General features: G+C 32.4%; 15 protein-coding genes, 1 tRNA gene and 1 other annotated feature. All 16 genes read left to right on the top strand.

What is annotated here, in order from left to right; genetic code table 11:
• The first annotated feature begins 251 nt into the window (after positions 1–251).
• The 16 genes from bsdtb5_RS15050 to bsdtb5_RS14975 all read left to right on the top strand — a co-directional run bounded on the left by bsdtb5_RS15050 (position 252) and on the right by bsdtb5_RS14975 (position 18467).
• Positions 252–1274, top strand: coding sequence for a DUF5688 family protein (locus tag bsdtb5_RS15050; RefSeq protein WP_271712798.1), 1023 nt, complete (start codon positions 252–254; stop codon positions 1272–1274).
• A gap of 280 nt (positions 1275–1554) precedes the next feature.
• Entirely contained in the window at positions 1555–1800 is a 246-nt protein-coding gene (locus tag bsdtb5_RS15045) for an HPr family phosphocarrier protein (protein WP_271712797.1), read from the top strand.
• Positions 1801–2026: 226 nt separating this feature from the next.
• Positions 2027–2276: a binding site (T-box leader), on the top strand.
• Positions 2277–2514: 238 nt separating this feature from the next.
• Positions 2515–3732 carry a pyridoxal phosphate-dependent aminotransferase gene (locus bsdtb5_RS15040; RefSeq protein WP_271712796.1) on the top strand — a complete coding sequence of 406 codons (1218 nt, stop codon included), beginning with the start codon at positions 2515–2517 and terminating at the stop codon, positions 3730–3732.
• 526 nt (positions 3733–4258) lie between these two features.
• Positions 4259–4330, top strand: a tRNA-Arg gene (locus bsdtb5_RS15035).
• Between the two features lie 426 nt (positions 4331–4756).
• Positions 4757–5533, top strand: a complete 777-nt coding sequence (locus tag bsdtb5_RS15030; protein ID WP_271712795.1) for a hypothetical protein — start codon at positions 4757–4759, stop codon at positions 5531–5533.
• A gap of 487 nt (positions 5534–6020) precedes the next feature.
• Entirely contained in the window at positions 6021–7460 is a 1440-nt protein-coding gene (gene rluF / locus bsdtb5_RS15025) for a 23S rRNA pseudouridine(2604) synthase RluF (protein WP_271712794.1), read from the top strand.
• On the top strand, positions 7420–9375 hold the full coding sequence (ligA, locus tag bsdtb5_RS15020) for an NAD-dependent DNA ligase LigA (protein WP_271712793.1): 1956 nt from the start codon (positions 7420–7422) through the stop codon (positions 9373–9375). The genes rluF and ligA overlap by 41 nt, the downstream gene beginning before the upstream one ends.
• A gap of 155 nt (positions 9376–9530) precedes the next feature.
• Positions 9531–10436 carry a homoserine O-acetyltransferase MetA gene (gene metA / locus bsdtb5_RS15015; protein ID WP_271712792.1) on the top strand — a complete coding sequence of 302 codons (906 nt, stop codon included), beginning with the start codon at positions 9531–9533 and terminating at the stop codon, positions 10434–10436.
• Positions 10437–10601: 165 nt separating this feature from the next.
• The gene (locus bsdtb5_RS15010; protein ID WP_271712791.1) at positions 10602–11897 is read left to right on the top strand and encodes a DNA cytosine methyltransferase; all 1296 of its coding nucleotides are present in this window, start codon (positions 10602–10604) and stop codon (positions 11895–11897) included.
• Between the two features lie 122 nt (positions 11898–12019).
• Entirely contained in the window at positions 12020–14185 is a 2166-nt protein-coding gene (locus bsdtb5_RS15005) for an ATP-binding protein (RefSeq protein ID WP_271712790.1), read from the top strand.
• 1 nt (position 14186) lies between these two features.
• On the top strand, positions 14187–15257 hold the full coding sequence (locus bsdtb5_RS15000) for a hypothetical protein (RefSeq protein ID WP_271712789.1): 1071 nt from the start codon (positions 14187–14189) through the stop codon (positions 15255–15257).
• A gap of 715 nt (positions 15258–15972) precedes the next feature.
• On the top strand, positions 15973–16209 hold the full coding sequence (locus tag bsdtb5_RS14995; protein ID WP_271712788.1) for a hypothetical protein: 237 nt from the start codon (positions 15973–15975) through the stop codon (positions 16207–16209).
• Positions 16210–16454: 245 nt separating this feature from the next.
• Positions 16455–16637, top strand: coding sequence for a YwbE family protein (locus bsdtb5_RS14990; RefSeq protein ID WP_334297398.1), 183 nt, complete (start codon positions 16455–16457; stop codon positions 16635–16637).
• 48 nt (positions 16638–16685) lie between these two features.
• On the top strand, positions 16686–17096 hold the full coding sequence (locus bsdtb5_RS14985) for a ribonuclease Z (RefSeq protein WP_271712786.1): 411 nt from the start codon (positions 16686–16688) through the stop codon (positions 17094–17096).
• On the top strand, positions 17093–17980 hold the full coding sequence (locus bsdtb5_RS14980; protein ID WP_271712785.1) for a DNA/RNA non-specific endonuclease: 888 nt from the start codon (positions 17093–17095) through the stop codon (positions 17978–17980). Before bsdtb5_RS14985 ends, bsdtb5_RS14980 begins: the two co-directional genes overlap by 4 nt.
• Positions 17981–18056: 76 nt before the next feature.
• A complete protein-coding gene (locus bsdtb5_RS14975) occupies positions 18057–18467 on the top strand; it encodes a peptide deformylase (protein WP_271712784.1) in 411 nt (136 codons plus the stop codon).
• Positions 18468–18825: the final 358 nt, after the last annotated feature.

Below are 18825 nucleotides of genomic sequence, written 5' to 3'. Positions count from 1 at the left end.
AAATCAATAAGATATAGTTATAAATCAAATAATATCTATATTCAAATCTAATTAATTAATCATTTAAAAGTAAGTATTTCTAAGAAGTAATCTAAGAAGCAATACAGGAAGAATAAAATCAATCTATTTATTATCTATAGTAGAAAATCCAACAAACCAGAATTGAAAACAAGGCTAAATAGAATAAGTTTGGGAATAACATGAATACCAGTAAATAATTGTTACAATAACAATCTGGAAAGGGGACAATCATGTCATATCAGGAATTTTTAAACTATGTAAAGGGGCATATTATTACCAAGTTAGGAGGTGGTTATCAGGTAGAGATTCGTTCTATTCTTAAGAACAATTCATTACAATTAGAGGGATTAGTCATTTTAGGACAGAATGAAACAATAGCACCGAATATTTATTTGAATGAGTTTTATGAAAGGTATAAGGATGGGCAAGAAATCAATGCAGTAATCAATGACATCCTAGCGCTTTATCATCAATCCAATGCTGCGGGATCAGATACATTAGATATACAATTTGAATATGAGTCAGTAAAAGATAAGATTTATTTTCGAATTGTAAATTTACAAAAAAATGAAAAGTTATTGCAGGATATACCATATATACAATTCTTAGATTTAGCAATTACTTTTCATTGTCTAGTAAAAGAGGATGGTGATGGAATTGGATCTATTCGAATTACAAAGGAGTGCTTACATAATTGGAAGATTCAATTGTCCGAACTGATGAGAGTAGCAAGACGCAATACTCCTATCTTATTTCCACCAAGTATTAAGTCTATGGATGATGTTATCAGTGAATTAATTCATGCGGATCATATGGATTGCATAGAAGCTCCAGACGGCGATGATAAGATTACATATGCTTCGAAATGGTACGACGGTAGCGAGTATGGGCAAGTGGATCATTCAAATAGATATAATCTGGAGAATGAAGCATTGGAAACAACAGGTAGGAATACAACAGTTGCTACCAAGGAAAATGTGATGTATATCCTATCGAACACACGAGGTATCAATGGTGCTAGTGTTATGTTATATAAAGATGTAATTCGTGATTTTGCACTACTATTAGATAAAGACTTTTTTATCTTGCCAAGTAGCATACATGAAGTGATTCTTGTTCCATATAATGATTCCTTGGAGAAAGAATCATTAGAAGAGATGGTATTTGATATTAATCATACGCAAGTATCCAAAGAAGAAGTATTATCGAATAAAGTGTATTACTATAATCGAAAGAGCAATCTTTTTCAATGAAATGGTTACCTAAGTGTGTTGTGGTAATGTTTTCTAAAGAATGTAAATTTCTTTCCTCTATACAAATGAAAGGTTCTATGTTAGAATAAATTCTTGTGCTAGGTTGAAGATGCTTTTCAACCTAGTTTTTTCATTCAAATAGATGTTGGTGTCAATTTCCAAAAATCTAGTGAGTCACTAAAAAATTTCATTTGTATATATTACATTAGTAAATAGTACAATAATAAAGGAAGATGAAAAAAGTAACTTATTCCCTTATTTTGATAGAAAGGAGTTAAATATGGGTAATGTTAGACAATTAATTAATTTAAACAATGTAGATGATATTAAAAAGTTCAATAAGATAGTTACAAGTTTTGATGAAGAAATCGATGTAATCAGTGGAAGATTTGTTGTTGACGCCAAGTCTATTATGGGACTATTTGCATTGGATTTATCAAGACCAGTAGAAACAGAAATATTATCAGATAGCGAAGAAGTGCAAGGAAAATTCAAAGAGGCAATTAGTGATTTTCTTCTAAAATAACATAGTATGAAGAAAAATGGTTTCGGATCATCAATAAGTTTTCCGAAGCCATTTTTTAACTTTGAATTACAGAATTGAATATTAATATAGTTATGTATTAGAATTAAGCATTGAATAAGAGAAACTTTAATGTTTCCACTAGGTTATAATTGAATAATTGCATTAGGATGAATTTAAGCGATTACAATTGACAAATAAATATATCGGTGTTATGATTACAAAAATGACAAAGGCAATGATGAGAAAGAGTACATATTTTTGAAATATCAGAGAGAAGATGGTTGGTGCAAATCTTTATGGAAAATATATGGAAGCAGCCTCTAAGCTATGAACCGAACAAGAGATTAAGTAGGCTTCATCGGAGAATCCACCGTTATTAGGAGATCATATTCTTGTAGTGATTAATAGAGTATGAGATAAGTGCAGAGCATTGCTCTGAATTTAGGTGGTAACACGGACAATAGTTCGCCCTAAACGAAATTGATATATATTTCGTTTAGGGCTTTTTTTATTCTATAGGAGTGGAATGTTGTAACACAACTCTTTGTTCTAAAATGAATATTTCTCATTCAATGTAGTTGTTATTTGCTTAAAGGAATTAATTCATTCATCTCGCATATTCTATCATAAAAGCTATGCAAGTGTAAGTAGCATAGAAGGTAGAACTTAATTTCTCGAGATAGATATCATAATATAAAGGAAGAGGTGCAAGTAATGAAATTATATGAAAAATCAACTAAGTTAGATAATGTATGCTATGACATCAGGGGACCTGTCATGGATGAAGCCAATGAGATGATTGCACAAGGAATAGAGATTCTAAAATTAAACATTGGGAATCCAGCTCCATTTCATTTTGATGCACCAGATGAGATAATACAAGATATGGTCTTTAATCTACGTAATGCACAAGGATATTCGGATTCTAAGGGTATCTTCTCCGCAAGAAAAGCAATCATGCAATACAATCAGTTGAAGAACATACCGAATGTAGGAATTGATGATATCTATACAGGAAATGGTGTTAGTGAACTGATTGTTATGGCTATGCAGGGGTTACTTAATAACGGAGATGAGATATTGATTCCAGCTCCAGATTATCCCCTATGGACAGCTGCTGTTAATCTAGCTGGCGGAAAAGCAGTGCATTATATCTGTGATGAGCAAGCGGAATGGTATCCAGATATTGAAGACATCAAGAAAAAGATATCTTCTAGAACCAAAGGAATTGTTATCATTAATCCAAATAATCCAACAGGAGCACTTTACCCAGAAGAGATATTAAAAGAGATTGTCGAGGTTGCTAGACAAAATGATATCATAATCTTTGCAGATGAGATCTATGATAAATTAGTACTTGATAATCTAAAGCATACATCGATTGCTTCACTTGCACCAGATCTATTTGTAGTTACTTTTAATGGATTATCAAAGTCACATCGTGTAGCGGGATTTCGTAGTGGTTGGATGAGTCTTAGTGGAGATAAATCAAGGGTGAAAGGTTATATCGAAGGCCTTAATCTACTATCATCGATGAGATTATGTGCAAATGTTCCAGCACAATATATCATTCAGACTGCGTTAGGCGGATATCAGAGTGCAGATAAATTATTACTTCCAGGTGGAAGAATCTATGAGCAAAGAGAATATATCTATAATGCACTAAATGATATTCCAGGTATATCGGCAGTGAAACCAAAAGCAGCATTCTATATCTTCCCTAAGATTGATGTGAAGAAATTCAATATAAAGAATGATGAGAAATTTGTATTAGATTTCTTAAGATCTAAAAAAGTCTTACTTGTTCATGGTGGTGGATTCAACTGGAAGGAACCAGATCATTTTAGAATTGTATATCTACCTAATAAGGAACAACTTAGTTCAGCAATGGATAAGATGAAAGATTTCTTAAGTACTTATAGTCAGGTATAAGATTGTCCATGATCGAATAGAATGAAAGAATAGTAACTAGGACTTCGCAGTTAATAAGTTTATTGAATACTTGATAAATTCAGAGGTTTAGGTTATCTAAATTACCATGATTCAAATTTTTACATCTTACGTTCCATTTCCTCATTTGGAAGATACTAATGTTTTATTACTTTGATAAAAGCAGATATAAAAAGTTCAAACTCCTCACTTTGTTCGTCAAACAGTGAACTTTTTATATCTAAATCAAAGTGATAAAACATAAGTAACTTCACAAACTCGTCAAAGTCACGACGATGTAAAAGTTTGAATCATGGTAATTAATATACTGTTTCGCCTGAATTTATCAAGTATATATAGATTATCAAACTGCGAAGTTTGAATAATCTATATATACATTCAACTTAATACTTCAAGTATAGTATATAACTTATACTTGAAGTATTAGTTTATAAAAAGATTTCGTAAATCGTTCTTTACGAAACGAATCTTATCATATATAATATCATAAGATACCAATTGGTATAATGCACCTATAGCTCAGTGGATAGAGCAGAAGCTTCCGAAGCTTTGTACGGGGGTTCGAGTCCCTTTAGGTGCATTTCGCATAATAAATATTCTAGTTTTAACTTCAAGTAAATCTATACTTCATAGTATTTCTAACAGCGATACATCTTACATTATGAAAAGTCCTTAGAATACAAGCACTCACGTTTCTTAGTATCATCATTTCTGAATGGTGAAATGATAATATAAAATACCATTAGAGTACAAGTACTCATGGTTATTTTACAATATCATTTCTACACGGCTGAACTGTTATCAAATAATGAAACAAATAGCCGAGAAAGGTTGATTTTTGAGTGCTAATTTGATAATATAAAAAGTGGAAAAATACAGAAAATTAGGAAGTAGCATGTATCTTTAGAAATATAACTTTGGCACTATAATAGTAGATATGAACCAAAAGGATCATACTATTTGAGAGTCGATATTGCCTATATAGAGGAATAGAAGGAGATTAAGCATGAAACTAAAATATAAAAAGATGATTCTTGCAGTAACAGTAAGTGCAATGGGAATTGGCTTAATTACATATTCGATTGGAACATCAGTTAGTAACCGTTCTGATAAATCACCAAAAATAACTAGTGAAAGTAAGATAAAGGATTCAAAGGAAGATACCGACCAAGTAGCGGACACGAAAAGCAATAGCAAATCAACCAAATCTTCAAAAACAGGTACTACAGCAAGTACCGAATTAGTTGAAAATGCTTATCCAGAGATTAATACTTTAGTTAATAAATATTTGGAAGCATCCTTAAAAGCGGACATGGATACGCTTAAGACTGTCATGACGGATACTTCAGTAGTTGATGTGAAAGAGTTGCAGAAAAAAGCAGAATATATTGAAGGATACAAGAACATATCTTGCTACACCAAGCCAGGCCCAGTAGAAGGAAGCTATATCGTATACGTATATAGTGAAGTTAAGATATTGAATATAGATACACTAGCTCCTGGATTGACAAGACTATATATATGTACAGCAGAAGATGGTAAGTTATATATCTTCTCCAGTGAATATGATGACCAGACAAAAGATTATATTGCCCAGACCGAGAAAGATGCAAAAGTTATAGCATTAATTGATAACGTAAATAAGAAGCTTGCAGCAGCAATATCAAGTGATGCAGACTTAAAAGCATTCGTAGATAAATTGAATCAGAATACAAATAAAGCAAAGCAAATTATTAAAGATAATGAATTAAAAAGTAACAAAGATTCATCAAAAGGTAATTAAAAATTTAACATAGTATGAAATCAATATCATCATAACTAGATATCTACCTAATCAAAGTTGTGATGATATTTTTTCTGATTTTTGTTGCAGGACTGAGTATTATGGGAAAAATAGAGTCAGGGTTATACTGATTAGTGTGTCAAAAGTTTTTAAAAACGGACTGAGCGAATATCGATGTATAATTATGAATTTTGGCTACCTTTCCTTCTAGTAACATATTTTTTACAAGCCTCATACAAGCAAAAATACTCACTAACGTTCCTATTTTTACTTTGAGTCTTGACAAAATATAAACGTTACTTTCAGCCGGATTACGCCAAAATTAATAATGATACATCAATATACGGGTTTAGGTTGAGAAAACTTTTGTCACACTAATGAAAACCAAGACTTTTCTAGATGAAAAGCTATATTTATGATAGAATAATCGTAAAGATTCAGTATACGTAGAACATAAGAAAATGAGCAAAGTAGAAAGTGAGATAATATGGCAAAGAATATATATAAAAAACCAGAATTACCAACAAGCAATAAGGAGGAAGTAAGACTTAATAAATACCTTAGTGAAGCAGGAGTCTGTTCAAGAAGAGAAGCAGACCGTCTCATAGAGGAAGGAAAAGTTCTTATTGATGGTAATGTTGCAACGACAGGAGATCGAGTACAGCCACATCAGAATATCACTGTTAATGGTAAGCCAGTGGTAAAAGAAGAAAAGCAAATCTTAATTGCATTTAACAAACCAAGAGGAATCGTTTGTACAACTGAAAAGAAAGAACCTAATAACATTGTTGATTATATTGACTTTGGCAAAAGAATCTACCCAATCGGTAGATTAGATAAAGAGTCAGAAGGACTTATTCTATTAACCAATAATGGTGAAATTGTAAATAAGATTCTACGCGGAAGTAACAACCATGAAAAAGAGTATATCGTTAAAGTGAATAAGCCAATATCTCGCCAATTCTTAAGAGGGATGATTAGCGGAGTTCCAATCCTTGATACGGTAACAAAGCCATGTGAGATTACAACACTTGATAGATATACATTTCAGATAATTATTACCCAAGGATTGAACAGGCAGATCAGACGTATGTGTGAATACTTTGGTTATAAAGTATTAGAACTTAAGAGAGTTCGTATTATGAATATCAAATTAGGAAGACTAAATCTAGGTGGATATCGCAATGTTACTGAATTAGAATACGAAGAATTAATGGAATTGATCGAAGAATCCAATAACGATCCTACTTTTAATGAAGAAACAAAAGAAGGAGTTATACACGATTACTATAAACAAAAGGTAAACGAAGAGAGATCTACTAGGGAGATGAAAAGAAAAGAAACGATAGAAAAGAATGAAGTAAAAAGGCAAGAGAAATATAACAATGCTCAGTCTAGTAGGAACTTTGAAGGAAAGAATAGGTCTGAAAACGGTAGAAGTACTGAGAGAAATACAGATAGAAATAGCAGATCGGAATATGGTAGAAATACAGATAGAAATAGTAGATCTGAATACAGTAGAAACACAGATAGAAATAGTAAATCAGAATACGGTCAAAGAACAGATAGATCTCAAAGCTCAGAATACCATAATGGATCAGATAGAAATAACAGATCGAATTCAGAGAATAGACAATCCTATAATAAGAGATCAGAATCATATCAGAAATCATATGCGAACCAAATGTCCGATTCCACGAAGAAGAAGGTACCAACACAACGTGCAGAATTATATAAAAAGGTTGAAGCAAATAGAAGCCTATATCAGGAGAACAACAGTGATTCAGATAACAGAACAAGGACGAATAGCTCAAGAGTATCACAGATAAATTCGGATAGAAATTCAGATAGAAATAAGAAACAAGATAGAAACAAGGAGAATTCTTATGGAAGACAAGCTAAAACTTATAAAGGAAAAGGTAGATAAATTAAACGAGGCAGGAAGAGCTTATTACTCAGAAAGTAATGAAATTATGAGTAACTTCGAGTATGATCAATTATACGATGAACTGGTTGCCCTTGAAAAGGAAACAGGAATCGTATTGTCCAATAGTCCAACTATTAATGTAGGTTATGAAGCACTTTCCGAACTACCAAAGGAAAGGCATCTCACTCCAGCATTATCCCTTGATAAGACCAAATCGGTAGAGGACCTCAAAGACTTCCTAGGAAGTCAAAAAGGACTTCTATCTTGGAAGTTAGATGGACTAACCGTAGTGTTAACTTATCAACATGGTGAATTAGTAAAAGCAGTTACTAGAGGAAATGGAGAAATCGGTGAAGTCATTACCAACAACGCCAAAGTATTTAAAAATATTCCGTTGCGAATACAGTACCAAGGAGAATTAGTGCTTCGCGGGGAAGCCATGATCAAGTATTCTGATTTTGAGAAAATCAATGCAGAGATTGAAGATGTAACTTTAAAATATAAGAATCCAAGGAACCTTTGTAGCGGTTCCGTAAGACAATTAAATAATGGAATCACAGCAAAGCGTAACGTCCACTTCTTTGCCTTCTCCCTTGTGAAAGCAGATGACGTTGATTTTCACAATTCAAGAGCTGAACAATATGCTTGGCTTCAATCTCAAGGATTTGACGTGGTGGAAAGTAAAGAAGTAACGAAAGAAACGATGGATAGCACCGTGGAATGGTTTGCTAAGACAATCGTGACCAATGACTTTCCTTCGGATGGATTAGTTATTCTATATGATGACATCGCTTATGGAAGAAGCCTAGGTACAACGTCTAAGTTCCCTAAGGATTCCATCGCTTTCAAATGGCAGGATGAGCAAAAAGAGACCGTGTTAAAAGAAATCGAATGGAGCGCATCTAGAACTGGTCTGATTAATCCAGTGGCAATCTTTGAACCTGTGGAATTAGAAGGAACAACAGTAGCTAGAGCAAGTGTTCACAATATTAGTATTATGGAAGGACTTGAACTAGGTATCGGCGATACCATCACCGTATATAAAGCAAATATGATTATCCCTCAGATCGCAGATAATCTTACAAGAAGTGGAGTAAAGGATATTCCTGAGATTTGTCCGGTCTGTGGTGGAGTAACGAAGATTAAGCAAGATAATGGTGTGAAAGCACTTTTTTGTACCAATGAAGAATGTCTTGCTAAGAAGATCAAATCCTTCACGCACTTTGTATCAAGAGATGCCATGAATATCGATGGATTATCCGAAGCAACGATTGAAAAGCTAATCGCAAAAGGCCTAATTAAAGAGCTAGCGGATCTATTCCATGTAGAAAAATATAAAGATGAGATCACAAAGATGGAGGGATTCGGTGAGAAATCATATCAGAATCTCATAGCATCCATTAATGAAGCAAGAAAGACAACTCTGCCAAAGTTCATCTATAGTCTAGGAATTCCAAACATCGGATTATCCAATGCAAAGCTAATCTGTAAGGAATTCGACAATGATATCAATCAATTGTTGAAGATAGAGACCGATGACTTAGTAACGATTCAAGGAATCGGTGGAGTTATTGCGGAGACATTCGTAGCATTCTTTAAGAAAGAAAGCAATATTGCCATTGTAAATGACCTGTTGCAAGAAGTAGAATTCGAGAGGGAAGAGAAGTCTGAGGAACAGATCTTCGCAGGAATGAACTTTGTAATCACAGGATCGGTGGAACACTACGCCAATCGTAATGAAGTAAAAGAAGTGATTGAGCAAAAAGGCGGAAAGGTTACTGGTAGCGTAACATCAAAGACGAATTATCTAATTAACAACGATAATACTTCGAACTCTTCGAAGAATAAAAAAGCAAAAGAGTTGCAGGTTCCGATTATAACAGAGGAAGAGTTTATTCAGATGCTTGGAGAATAGGACATCTTGGTTTGGTTGATTTCTGGATCAAAAAGTGTTAGAATATAATATAACTCAGTAAAAATAGGGGTAGATTGATGTGAACATTATTAGCGTCAATCATACCCCTATAAATATAAGAATAAAAATATAGAAAATATAAATGGAGGGTTAATATGCCGATTAAAGTTCAAAATGATTTGCCTGCAAAACGAATACTAGAAAATGAGAATATATTTATGATGGATGAGCTTCGTGCCATCTCACAGGATATTAGACCTCTTCAAATTATTATATTAAATCTAATGCCATTAAAAGAGGATACAGAAGTACAGCTACTTAGAAGTCTATCCAATACACCATTACAAGTAGATGTGACGTTCTTAACAACAAGTTCTTATGTCGGTAGAAATACAGCAGCAATCCATCTAGATAAGTTCTATGTCAGCATTGATGATATCAAGCATCAGAAGTTCGATGGATTAATTATTACAGGAGCTCCAGTGGAACAGATGGATTTCGAAGAAGTAGATTATTGGGATGAGTTAGTTCGAATCATGGAATGGTCAAAGACTCATGTTACCTCAACTCTTCATATCTGTTGGGGAGCGCAAGCTGGCCTATACTATCACTATGGCATTCGTAAGCAACCAGTAGATCAGAAAGTATTTGGAGTATATGAACATAAAGTGTTAAACCGAAAGATTCCTCTTGTTCGCGGATTCGATGATGTGTTCCTAGCACCACATTCTAGACATACTACTGTGTCAAAAGAGGATATTCTTAAGAGAAGTGAGTTGACGATCTTAGCTGAGTCGGAAGAAGCAGGGGTATTCGTTGTGCTTGCTGATGAAGGAAAGCATATCTTTGTGACCGGACATCCGGAATATGATAGAATGACGCTTGATATTGAGTATAAGAGGGATGTAGCTAAGGGATTGGATATAGAGATGCCTAAGAATTATTATCCTGGGGATGATGCTAGTCAGGTGCCACTTCTTAAGTGGAGGGCGCATGCGAATACGCTTTATACGAACTGGCTGAATTATTATGTATATCAGGTAACGCCTTACGAGTTGTAAATGAAATTCATAACGCCTTTTTATAGGTATATAATTTAAAATAAATGTTTTAGATTATATACCTATAAAAAGGCATGTTTAAGGAATTACATTTATTTGTTTACTATAACTATATGCAGTATAGCCTAGCAATATATGAAAAATTAAAAGATAAGGATAATTTATATGTTAGTAACTAATAACAGAATGAATAGAGTATATAATTTTATAGACTTATTTGCAGGAGCTGGTGGATTATCAGAGGGATTTATACAAGCAGGATTTAATGCAATTGCGCATGTAGAAATGAATCGATTTGCATCATCTACATTAGAAACACGTTTAGCTTATCACTATTTAAAAAGCAAGCGTGGGTATATGAAATATTATTATGAATATGAGAGAGGAAAAATTACACGAGAAGAATTATTTTCACATGTTCCAGAAAATATAACAAAAACAGTTATTAATGCTGAAATGTCAAAAGATACAATTCAAGGTATATTTAAAGAAATTGATGAAATTATGCAAATTAATAGTATTGATGATGTTGATTTAATTATTGGTGGACCACCTTGTCAGGCATACTCTTTGGTTGGTAGAGCCCAAAGCAGTCACATGCTGATACCAATGCATGAAGACCCACGAAATGAACTGTATTTAATGTATACACGGTTTTTGAAAAAATATAGACCAAAGATGTTCGTATTTGAAAATGTAGCAGGAATTAAAACAGCCAGAGGAGGTTTAGCTTTTAAAAATCTTCAGGCGCAACTAAAAAGGGTAGGATACGAAATAGAGTGCCATGAACAAAATGCTAAGGATTTTGGTGTATTACAAAATCGAAAAAGAGTAATAATTATAGGTTGGAGAAAAGGATCAAATTTCTATTATCCTAACTTTAAAGCAGTAAAATCAGATTCCTTAGTTAATGATTTATTATCTGATTTGCCAGTATTAGAAAGAGGAACAGAAAATAATATATATGCTGTTGCTTATTCTCAAGCCAGTAACTATATAAAAAAAAATGGTATTAGAACAAAGTATGATGTGTTAACACATCATATAGTGCGAAATAACACATTGAAGGATATAGAAATATATCGTAGAGCAATTTTAGCTTGGAATAATGGACATAATAGGCTACGATATGATGAATTACCTGATGAATTAATTACACATAAAAATAGAACAGCATTTACAGATAGATTTAAAGTAGTTGAGGGGGATTTAGCATATTGTCATACAGTATTAGCACATCTTTCTAAAGATGGGCATTATTTTATTCATCCAGATATAAACCAGTGTAGATCTATTTCTGTGAGAGAGGCAGCAAGGCTTCAATCATTCCCGGATAGCTATTATTTTGAAGGAAATAGAACATCACAGTTTGTACAAATTGGAAATGCAGTTCCCCCATTAATGGCAAAAAAAATAGCAGAAAGTATTTTAAAGGAACTAGAAGAAAGTACAGATTTGTAAGTGAAATATCATCAAAAGAGCTTTTGAAAACCTGTTATCAATAATGGAGATAAGCATAGGTAAATCTTATTTAATGGATAAATAGTTGATGAAGTTACCAGAATATTGGAAGGGGAATTGAAATGAAAAAAACGTTTAGACCTTCTGCCAGATTAATTGGAACAATTGGAGAAGATATCATTAAAGATATGCATGCTGCAGTAGTTGAGTTAGTAAAGAACTCTTATGATGCTGATGCAAATGAAGTAATTATAACTTTTGAATCAAAGGAAGACCAAAAACTTTTATTATCTATTATAGATGATGGACATGGTATGAATTCGCAAGTAGTAATAGATAAATGGTTAGTACCCTCTACTAGTGATAAACTTAAGCGTAGAAAAAGTCCCAAAGGACGAGTAATGCAGGGGAGAAAGGGAATTGGAAGATTTGCGGTTGCGGTTTTAGGAGAAAAAATAAAATTAGATACTATTTCAAATAAAATAGAAACTAGCTTGTTTATTAATTGGAATGATTTTATTGAAAGTAAATATTTAGATGAAGTGCTAATTGATATAAATTCTTCAAGTACAAGTGAAGCAAATGGTACATTATTTGAAATTGAGGGGTCTAGTGATAAGCTTGAATTATGGAATGATAGTGAAATAAACTATCTTATCAAAGAATTACGGAAATTATTAACCCCAATGGACAACAATACAAATAATGGTCAAGAAAAGGATATATTTAACATAACGGTTGTGTTTAAGAATTTTATATCTGAGAAATATAAAGATAAAACGATAAATATAAAACCTTTACCATTACTAGATTATTATGATTATAGGATTTCGGGGGAGATTTTTCCGGATGGTAGTAATTCTTTGGTTTATCAAAATAAAAATTCTGGTATAGTAGAAAAAGCTACGGATTTTAACTTTTATCTAGATGAAAAAGAAAAATTTTCAGGTTTAGTAAATATTGATTTTAGAATTTTTGATAGAGATCCTGAAGCAATAGAGAATCTCATATATGAATTATTTAACTCAGGAGAAGAAAAATTAGGAAAAAATGAAGCTAAGATTTTATTAAATGATATCTCAGGAGTAAGTATCTTTAGAAATAGGTTTAGAATAAGGCCATATGGCGATGATGGTAATGATTGGCTTTCATTAGATAAAAAAAGAGTACAAAATCCTGCTTTAAAAATAGGTGCCAATCAGATTTCGGGGATTATTGAAATACAGGATGAAGAAATTTCGAATTTATATGAAAAAAGTGCAAGAGATGGTTTGAAAGAAGATGCATACTATAATGGACTTAAATCTGTGATCAGTCAACTGCTAACCTTTATAGAACTAAAAAGATATTCATTTAGACAAAAAACTGGAAAAGGCAGAAAAAATCATATTTTTAGTAATCAACTTGGTGTATTAACTGATTTTTCAGCTATTAAAAACAAAGTGTTTTCTGTTATGCAGAAAGCGAATATGAGTAGCGACGAAATGAACGAAGTAAATGAGTTTATTGATAAAGACATTAATAATAAAATAAAAATTACACAAGAATTAGAGAAACAAATTGCAATGTATCAAGGGCAAGCTACTTTAGGAAAAATTATGGATGTTGTTATGCACGAAGTAAGAAAACCTCTACACTGGATAAAGAACCAAACAAATAACTTAGAACGTATATATCAAAGATATTCAAAGGATGGTAATCCTCAAGACTTACATAAAATGACGAAAATTGTTGAGGAAACACCAGAGCAATTGAAATCAATAACATCTTTGTTTAATAGATTGAATTCTTTAGCAACAAGAAAACGAACTGCAATGTCTGTGTTTAGTTTAAGTAATACTATTCAAACCGCTATTGATATCTTTTTAGATGAGATTCAAAGAAAAGAAATAGATATTACTATAAATTTAAAAAATGATTTTTTGTTTAAAGGTTGGCGTGAAGATATATTAGCAGCACTTGCTAATATTATAGAGAATGCAGTTTACTGGGTGGATTTTGCCAAGGAAAGTAAGATGATGGAAATATCTTTACTGGAAACAAATGATTCTATTGAGATAAGTGTATGGAATAATGGTCCCAAAATTATTAAAGATTTACTTGATAATGATTCACTTTTTAATCCAGGCATATCTGGAAAAGTCACAGAGAATGGTGCTGGGACGGGTCTTGGTTTGGCAATTGCTGGAGAATCAGTTGATAGAAATGGTGGTCAAATAAAGGTCGTAGATGTTACCGAGGGTGCTAAATTTATAGTAGAATTACCTAAGAAAAATGAGGAGTATTAGAATGAACAAAGAAATTATACAGATTATAATTGTAGAGGATGATAAAAATATACGAGATATGTATGAGACTTGCATTGAAGAATTTAATATAGATAATTCAGAATATGAAATTAAAAGTTTTTTGCTAGTTAATGATGATGAAGTACCAAAAATTCTATATAATCATCATATAGATGCCATGGTTGTTGATTTGGATTGGGGAACTGGTTCGAAGCAAAATGAAGGAAACAGGTTAGTAAAAAAAATCCATAGAGATTGCAGGGTTCCTATCTTTATAGTATCTGGTAATCTTCAATTTTTAGAAGAAGAATATGATGAGAGTCCAATTTTAAAAAAATATCAACGAGATGAAGTTGACGTTAACGAATTATTGGATGAAATAACGAGTTTATATAAAACAGGGTATACTAATGTTTTAGGAAACTATAGTGAAATTGATAATATGCTTAGTAAAGTCTTCTGGAATCATATGTCAGATGTGATATCTTCATGGAAAGATCAAGAGCGAGATTTTCAGACACAAAGAATGCTTAGATTTGCTATAACCAGAATTAATGAAATGTTAACTATAAATGCAAATGATAATCACGATGATTTTGATGCCTTAGAGTTTTACATAAAACCAGCGATAAAAGTAACTCCTTTTTCAGGAGATATTGTTTCTTATGATAACAAGAAATATGTAGTTATTACAGCAGCTTGCGATATGGAACAAGACAATTCGGACTTTGTAGTGTTATGCTATATTGATTTTAGTATGTTAGATAAAATAACTAAACGTATTAAAAGTGGAAGTAATAGTGCTGAAAAAGACTTGGAAAAATATATAAATAATGCTAAGTCAAGATATCATTTATTGCCGCCCTGTCAATTATTTATTGGAGGCCTTGTTGATTTTCAATTAATTAGGAGCGTAGAAAAAAAAGATTTTCTAGATGGTGTAAGTGTTATTGCTTCGATTAATCCTGTATTCCATAAAGATATTCAAGCAAGATTTTCACATTATTATGGTAGACAAGGACAGCCACAGTTAAATAAGGATAATATAATTGATTGGATAAGAACAAATTGATAAACCTATTATTTAATTGTGATTGTTAACAATTTTAGGTTTACAAAAATAATAAAAATAAAAGATACAAATGTATTTATTTTAGAATGATAAGCATGTTAGCAGTTTATAACTGCAAATAAAGAATATATGCTAGAGTTAAATTTCAATACATAGTAAAGAGTCAAGGTAACATAGATTATAATATTTTTATAATTGCTATTGTATTATTTATGGCATTAAGAGTTATACATTTTATTATAAATTTAAAAGACGTATATAGCGTTAGCAATGATTTTATTCTCCTTAAGTAGATTTTAGCTATTTACTTTTTTCTACTTAAGAGGAATAATATCATTGCTAACGCTTTATTTATTGTATTAATTGTAAAAATAAATCACTAGATATCTAGGTTCGTCAAACACACCAGCTTACCAAAACTTGTGTAATGGTAAATTTAATCGGGAATGTTGTTAAGTATAATGATGCATCTAGAAGCGTATTATTATAATCATTATATTATATAATATCTAAGACCTCAATTGCTTGGCAGATATATCTAAAGATTAGTACTTACAATACAACATAATGTATCCATGCATTCATGTATTATAGTATAATGAGACCATCAATCTATGGTATTGGTGGTCATATCTAAGAGTAGTAATCAGAAACTTAAGTTCTTATATCTAATTAAATATTGCAGGAGAAGACAGATGAAACGCATAGTATAACAATGCAGGATATTCTTGCAGAACTTGAAAGATATTGGGTATCAGCAGATCGAAAAGGTATATACTCGATTATCGAGAGCATACAACTTTATAGGATGGATATAATTGGAGTTCAACAGGAACGAACATTTTATTATCATTTAGGTAATAGAATGTTTGAATTTGCAGAACTTAAAATGTTAGTAGATGCCGTTTTGTTATCGATCTTTATTACAGTAAAAAGCTCCAGAACTCATTAAAAAATCTTAGGATTTGCAAGTCGATATGAGGCCTCACAGTTGTATGTGTGTGTAAGACGAGGTTGATAAAAGACAAAGTTCAAATATAGAAAAGACATACCTGTGCGAGCGAACATAATAAACTTTTTCAGTTATATCAGAGTAAGAGTTGATAACAGGAGAACCTTGTTTGTTCAGAATAAATAAAATGATTTGACATTATGGACCAAATCGTAAAAAATAATATAAAAATAGGTGCTAAGGTGATGGTAGTGCAGAAACAGGATCAGAGAACTGGTAAATTAACAGAGGGTATTGTGATGCGAATTCTTACGAATTCAAGAAATCATCCTAGAGGAATTAAGGTAATGCTTGAAAGTGGAATTGTTGGACGAGTGCAGCGTATCTGCGATACTACTACAAATAAGGATTTATCTAATGAGAATTAACAACTGTTGTAAATATGACAATTTCGAATGTTAAGAGGGACGAAATAGATGATAGTAATTGTATGCGTAGACGATAAAGGTGGTATGATGTTTAATCACAGAAGGCAAAGTTCAGACCGAAATATGCTGGAAGATATGATACTTTGTAGTAAGGGAAAAAAACTATATGTGAATGAATATACATATAAATTATTCTCTGATATAAATATTAAGAATCTAATAATAGACAATAACTTTATGGATAAGGCAGGAGCAGGAGATTACTGCTTTGTAGAAGACCGATTCCTTATGCCATATGAGAAACAGATAGAACAATTGATTATTTATAAGTGGAACAGGAATTATCCTGCTGATCTATTCATGGATATTTTACTAGATGATAGATGGATATTGAGAGATACGACAGAATTTAAAGGTACTTCTCATGAGAAAATTACAAAGGAGATATACACAAGATGAAAAGGGTAATCAGGGTTTTAATACCTGTATTGATATTGTGCTGTTTGGTATTGGGAGGTTGTTCTGTTGATAAGAGACAGAGTCAGCAAGCCGCAGGCCAGACGAATGAACTTATTACGATAGATAGTGTTCCTGAATATAGTGGGAATCCATATGTAGTGCTTGATAATAATAATCCCGCATTTGATAAGGAGGATATGACTACAACCTCATTTGAAACTTATAGCGAGTTGGACAAATTGGGAAGATGCAGAGTTGTATATGCAAATGTTGGAACAGATATAATGCCAACCAAAGAACGTGGCAGTATTGGTCAGGTAAAACCATCCGGTTGGCAGACAGTGAAATATAATAATGTGGACGGAAAATATCTGTATAACCGTTGTCACCTAATCGGTTATCAGCTCACAGCAGAAAATGTGAATAAAGATAATCTCATTACTGGTACAAGATACTTAAATATAGAGGGCATGTTACCATTTGAAAATATGGTTGCCGACTATGTGAAAGAAACAGAAAACCATGTCCTTTACAGAGTGACACCGATGTTTAAAGGAGACAATCTTGTAGCAAGTGGCGTACAGATGGAAGGATATTCGGTTGAAGATAAGGGGGAAGGCATCTGTTTTAATGTATATGTATATAATGTTCAGCCTGGAATTAAGATTGATTATTCGAATGGAGAAAGCTATCCTTCTGACACGAAAGAAAGTGTAAGTAGTGATGAGCCGACATTGACAGAAATTCGGGGAAATTCACATTCCAAGATATATCATTGCCCCGGGCAAGCATCCTATGTTGAAATGGCAGATTCAAAATATCTGGTGATATTTCATTCAAAGAAGGAAGCGATTGATGCTGGCTACCGGAGCGCTAAGAGATGATGCCAGTAAATGGAAAAGAGTATTTGGAGCAGAATAGATTTAAAAATGCAATGATATGGCAGAATAGGAGATTATCATGGTAAGAACAATTGTAAAAGATATATTATTTTTAGGACAGAAATCAACGCCTGCAACTAAGGCAGATGCAGCAGTAATTGATGATTTACTTGATACCTTAAGAGCAAATACTGAGCATTGCGTAGGTATGGCTGCAAATATGATAGGAATAAATAAAAGAATTATCGTGTATAGTGTGGGTGGCATAGGTGTTCCTATGGTAAATCCAGTCATTACTAAGAAGTTAAATCCATATGAAACTGAGGAAGGCTGTCTGTCATTAACTGGTGTCAGAAAGACAACGAGATATGAAATGATTGAAGTAGAATATATGGATAGAAATTTTATTAAGCAGAAACAGAAGTTTTCTGGTTGGACTGCACAGATTATTCAGCATGAAGTAGATCATCTGGAAGGGATTATTATTTAGGGTGAGTGGCTGGAGAAAATGGTATAAGTATACCTTTGCAAACGATTGGATTTGAAGAATCCGAGTTTGTGAAGGTTTATTTTTAAAAATTCATTTATTCTAGAATAGCTTAGCTTAAAGTCATTGTGCTATGATGAAAATAAATTTTCTAATTAAAAAATCCACGATTGAGGTACATGAATATAAAAATTAGAATGCGAAAACCTAGTATTAAGAAAAGTCTCATGTAAAGTTGGAATAACAAATGTAGCACCTTGATAATCTGATAGCCTGATTGAACATGATAGGTGAAGTATGCCCTTCGATACCAATTAGATTAATTTGTAAAGATATGGTAGTTAAGAAAAAAATACATCAA

The organism is Anaeromicropila herbilytica (genome assembly GCF_016591975.1).
GTDB lineage: Bacteria > Bacillota > Clostridia > Lachnospirales > Lachnospiraceae > Anaeromicropila > Anaeromicropila herbilytica.
The sequence above is the reverse complement of the archived record's forward strand: the minus strand, read 5'-3'. Positions and strand labels throughout refer to the sequence as shown.

Excerpts from the sequence above, each read along its gene's own strand:
- bsdtb5_RS15050 (WP_271712798.1), top strand. The coding sequence starts at position 252 with ATGTCATATCAGGAATTTTTAAACTATGTAAAGGGGCATATTATTACC.
- bsdtb5_RS15045 (WP_271712797.1), top strand. The coding sequence starts at position 1,555 with ATGGGTAATGTTAGACAATTAATTAATTTAAACAATGTAGATGATATT.
- bsdtb5_RS15040 (WP_271712796.1), top strand. The coding sequence starts at position 2,515 with ATGAAATTATATGAAAAATCAACTAAGTTAGATAATGTATGCTATGAC.
- bsdtb5_RS15030 (WP_271712795.1), top strand. The coding sequence starts at position 4,757 with ATGAAACTAAAATATAAAAAGATGATTCTTGCAGTAACAGTAAGTGCA.
- rluF (WP_271712794.1), top strand. The coding sequence starts at position 6,021 with ATGGCAAAGAATATATATAAAAAACCAGAATTACCAACAAGCAATAAG.
- ligA (WP_271712793.1), top strand. The coding sequence starts at position 7,420 with ATGGAAGACAAGCTAAAACTTATAAAGGAAAAGGTAGATAAATTAAAC.
- metA (WP_271712792.1), top strand. The coding sequence starts at position 9,531 with ATGCCGATTAAAGTTCAAAATGATTTGCCTGCAAAACGAATACTAGAA.
- bsdtb5_RS15010 (WP_271712791.1), top strand. The coding sequence starts at position 10,602 with ATGTTAGTAACTAATAACAGAATGAATAGAGTATATAATTTTATAGAC.
- bsdtb5_RS15005 (WP_271712790.1), top strand. The coding sequence starts at position 12,020 with ATGAAAAAAACGTTTAGACCTTCTGCCAGATTAATTGGAACAATTGGA.
- bsdtb5_RS15000 (WP_271712789.1), top strand. The coding sequence starts at position 14,187 with ATGAACAAAGAAATTATACAGATTATAATTGTAGAGGATGATAAAAAT.
- bsdtb5_RS14995 (WP_271712788.1), top strand. The coding sequence starts at position 15,973 with ATGCAGGATATTCTTGCAGAACTTGAAAGATATTGGGTATCAGCAGAT.
- bsdtb5_RS14990 (WP_334297398.1), top strand. The coding sequence starts at position 16,455 with ATGGTAGTGCAGAAACAGGATCAGAGAACTGGTAAATTAACAGAGGGT.
- bsdtb5_RS14985 (WP_271712786.1), top strand. The coding sequence starts at position 16,686 with ATGATAGTAATTGTATGCGTAGACGATAAAGGTGGTATGATGTTTAAT.
- bsdtb5_RS14980 (WP_271712785.1), top strand. The coding sequence starts at position 17,093 with ATGAAAAGGGTAATCAGGGTTTTAATACCTGTATTGATATTGTGCTGT.
- bsdtb5_RS14975 (WP_271712784.1), top strand. The coding sequence starts at position 18,057 with ATGGTAAGAACAATTGTAAAAGATATATTATTTTTAGGACAGAAATCA.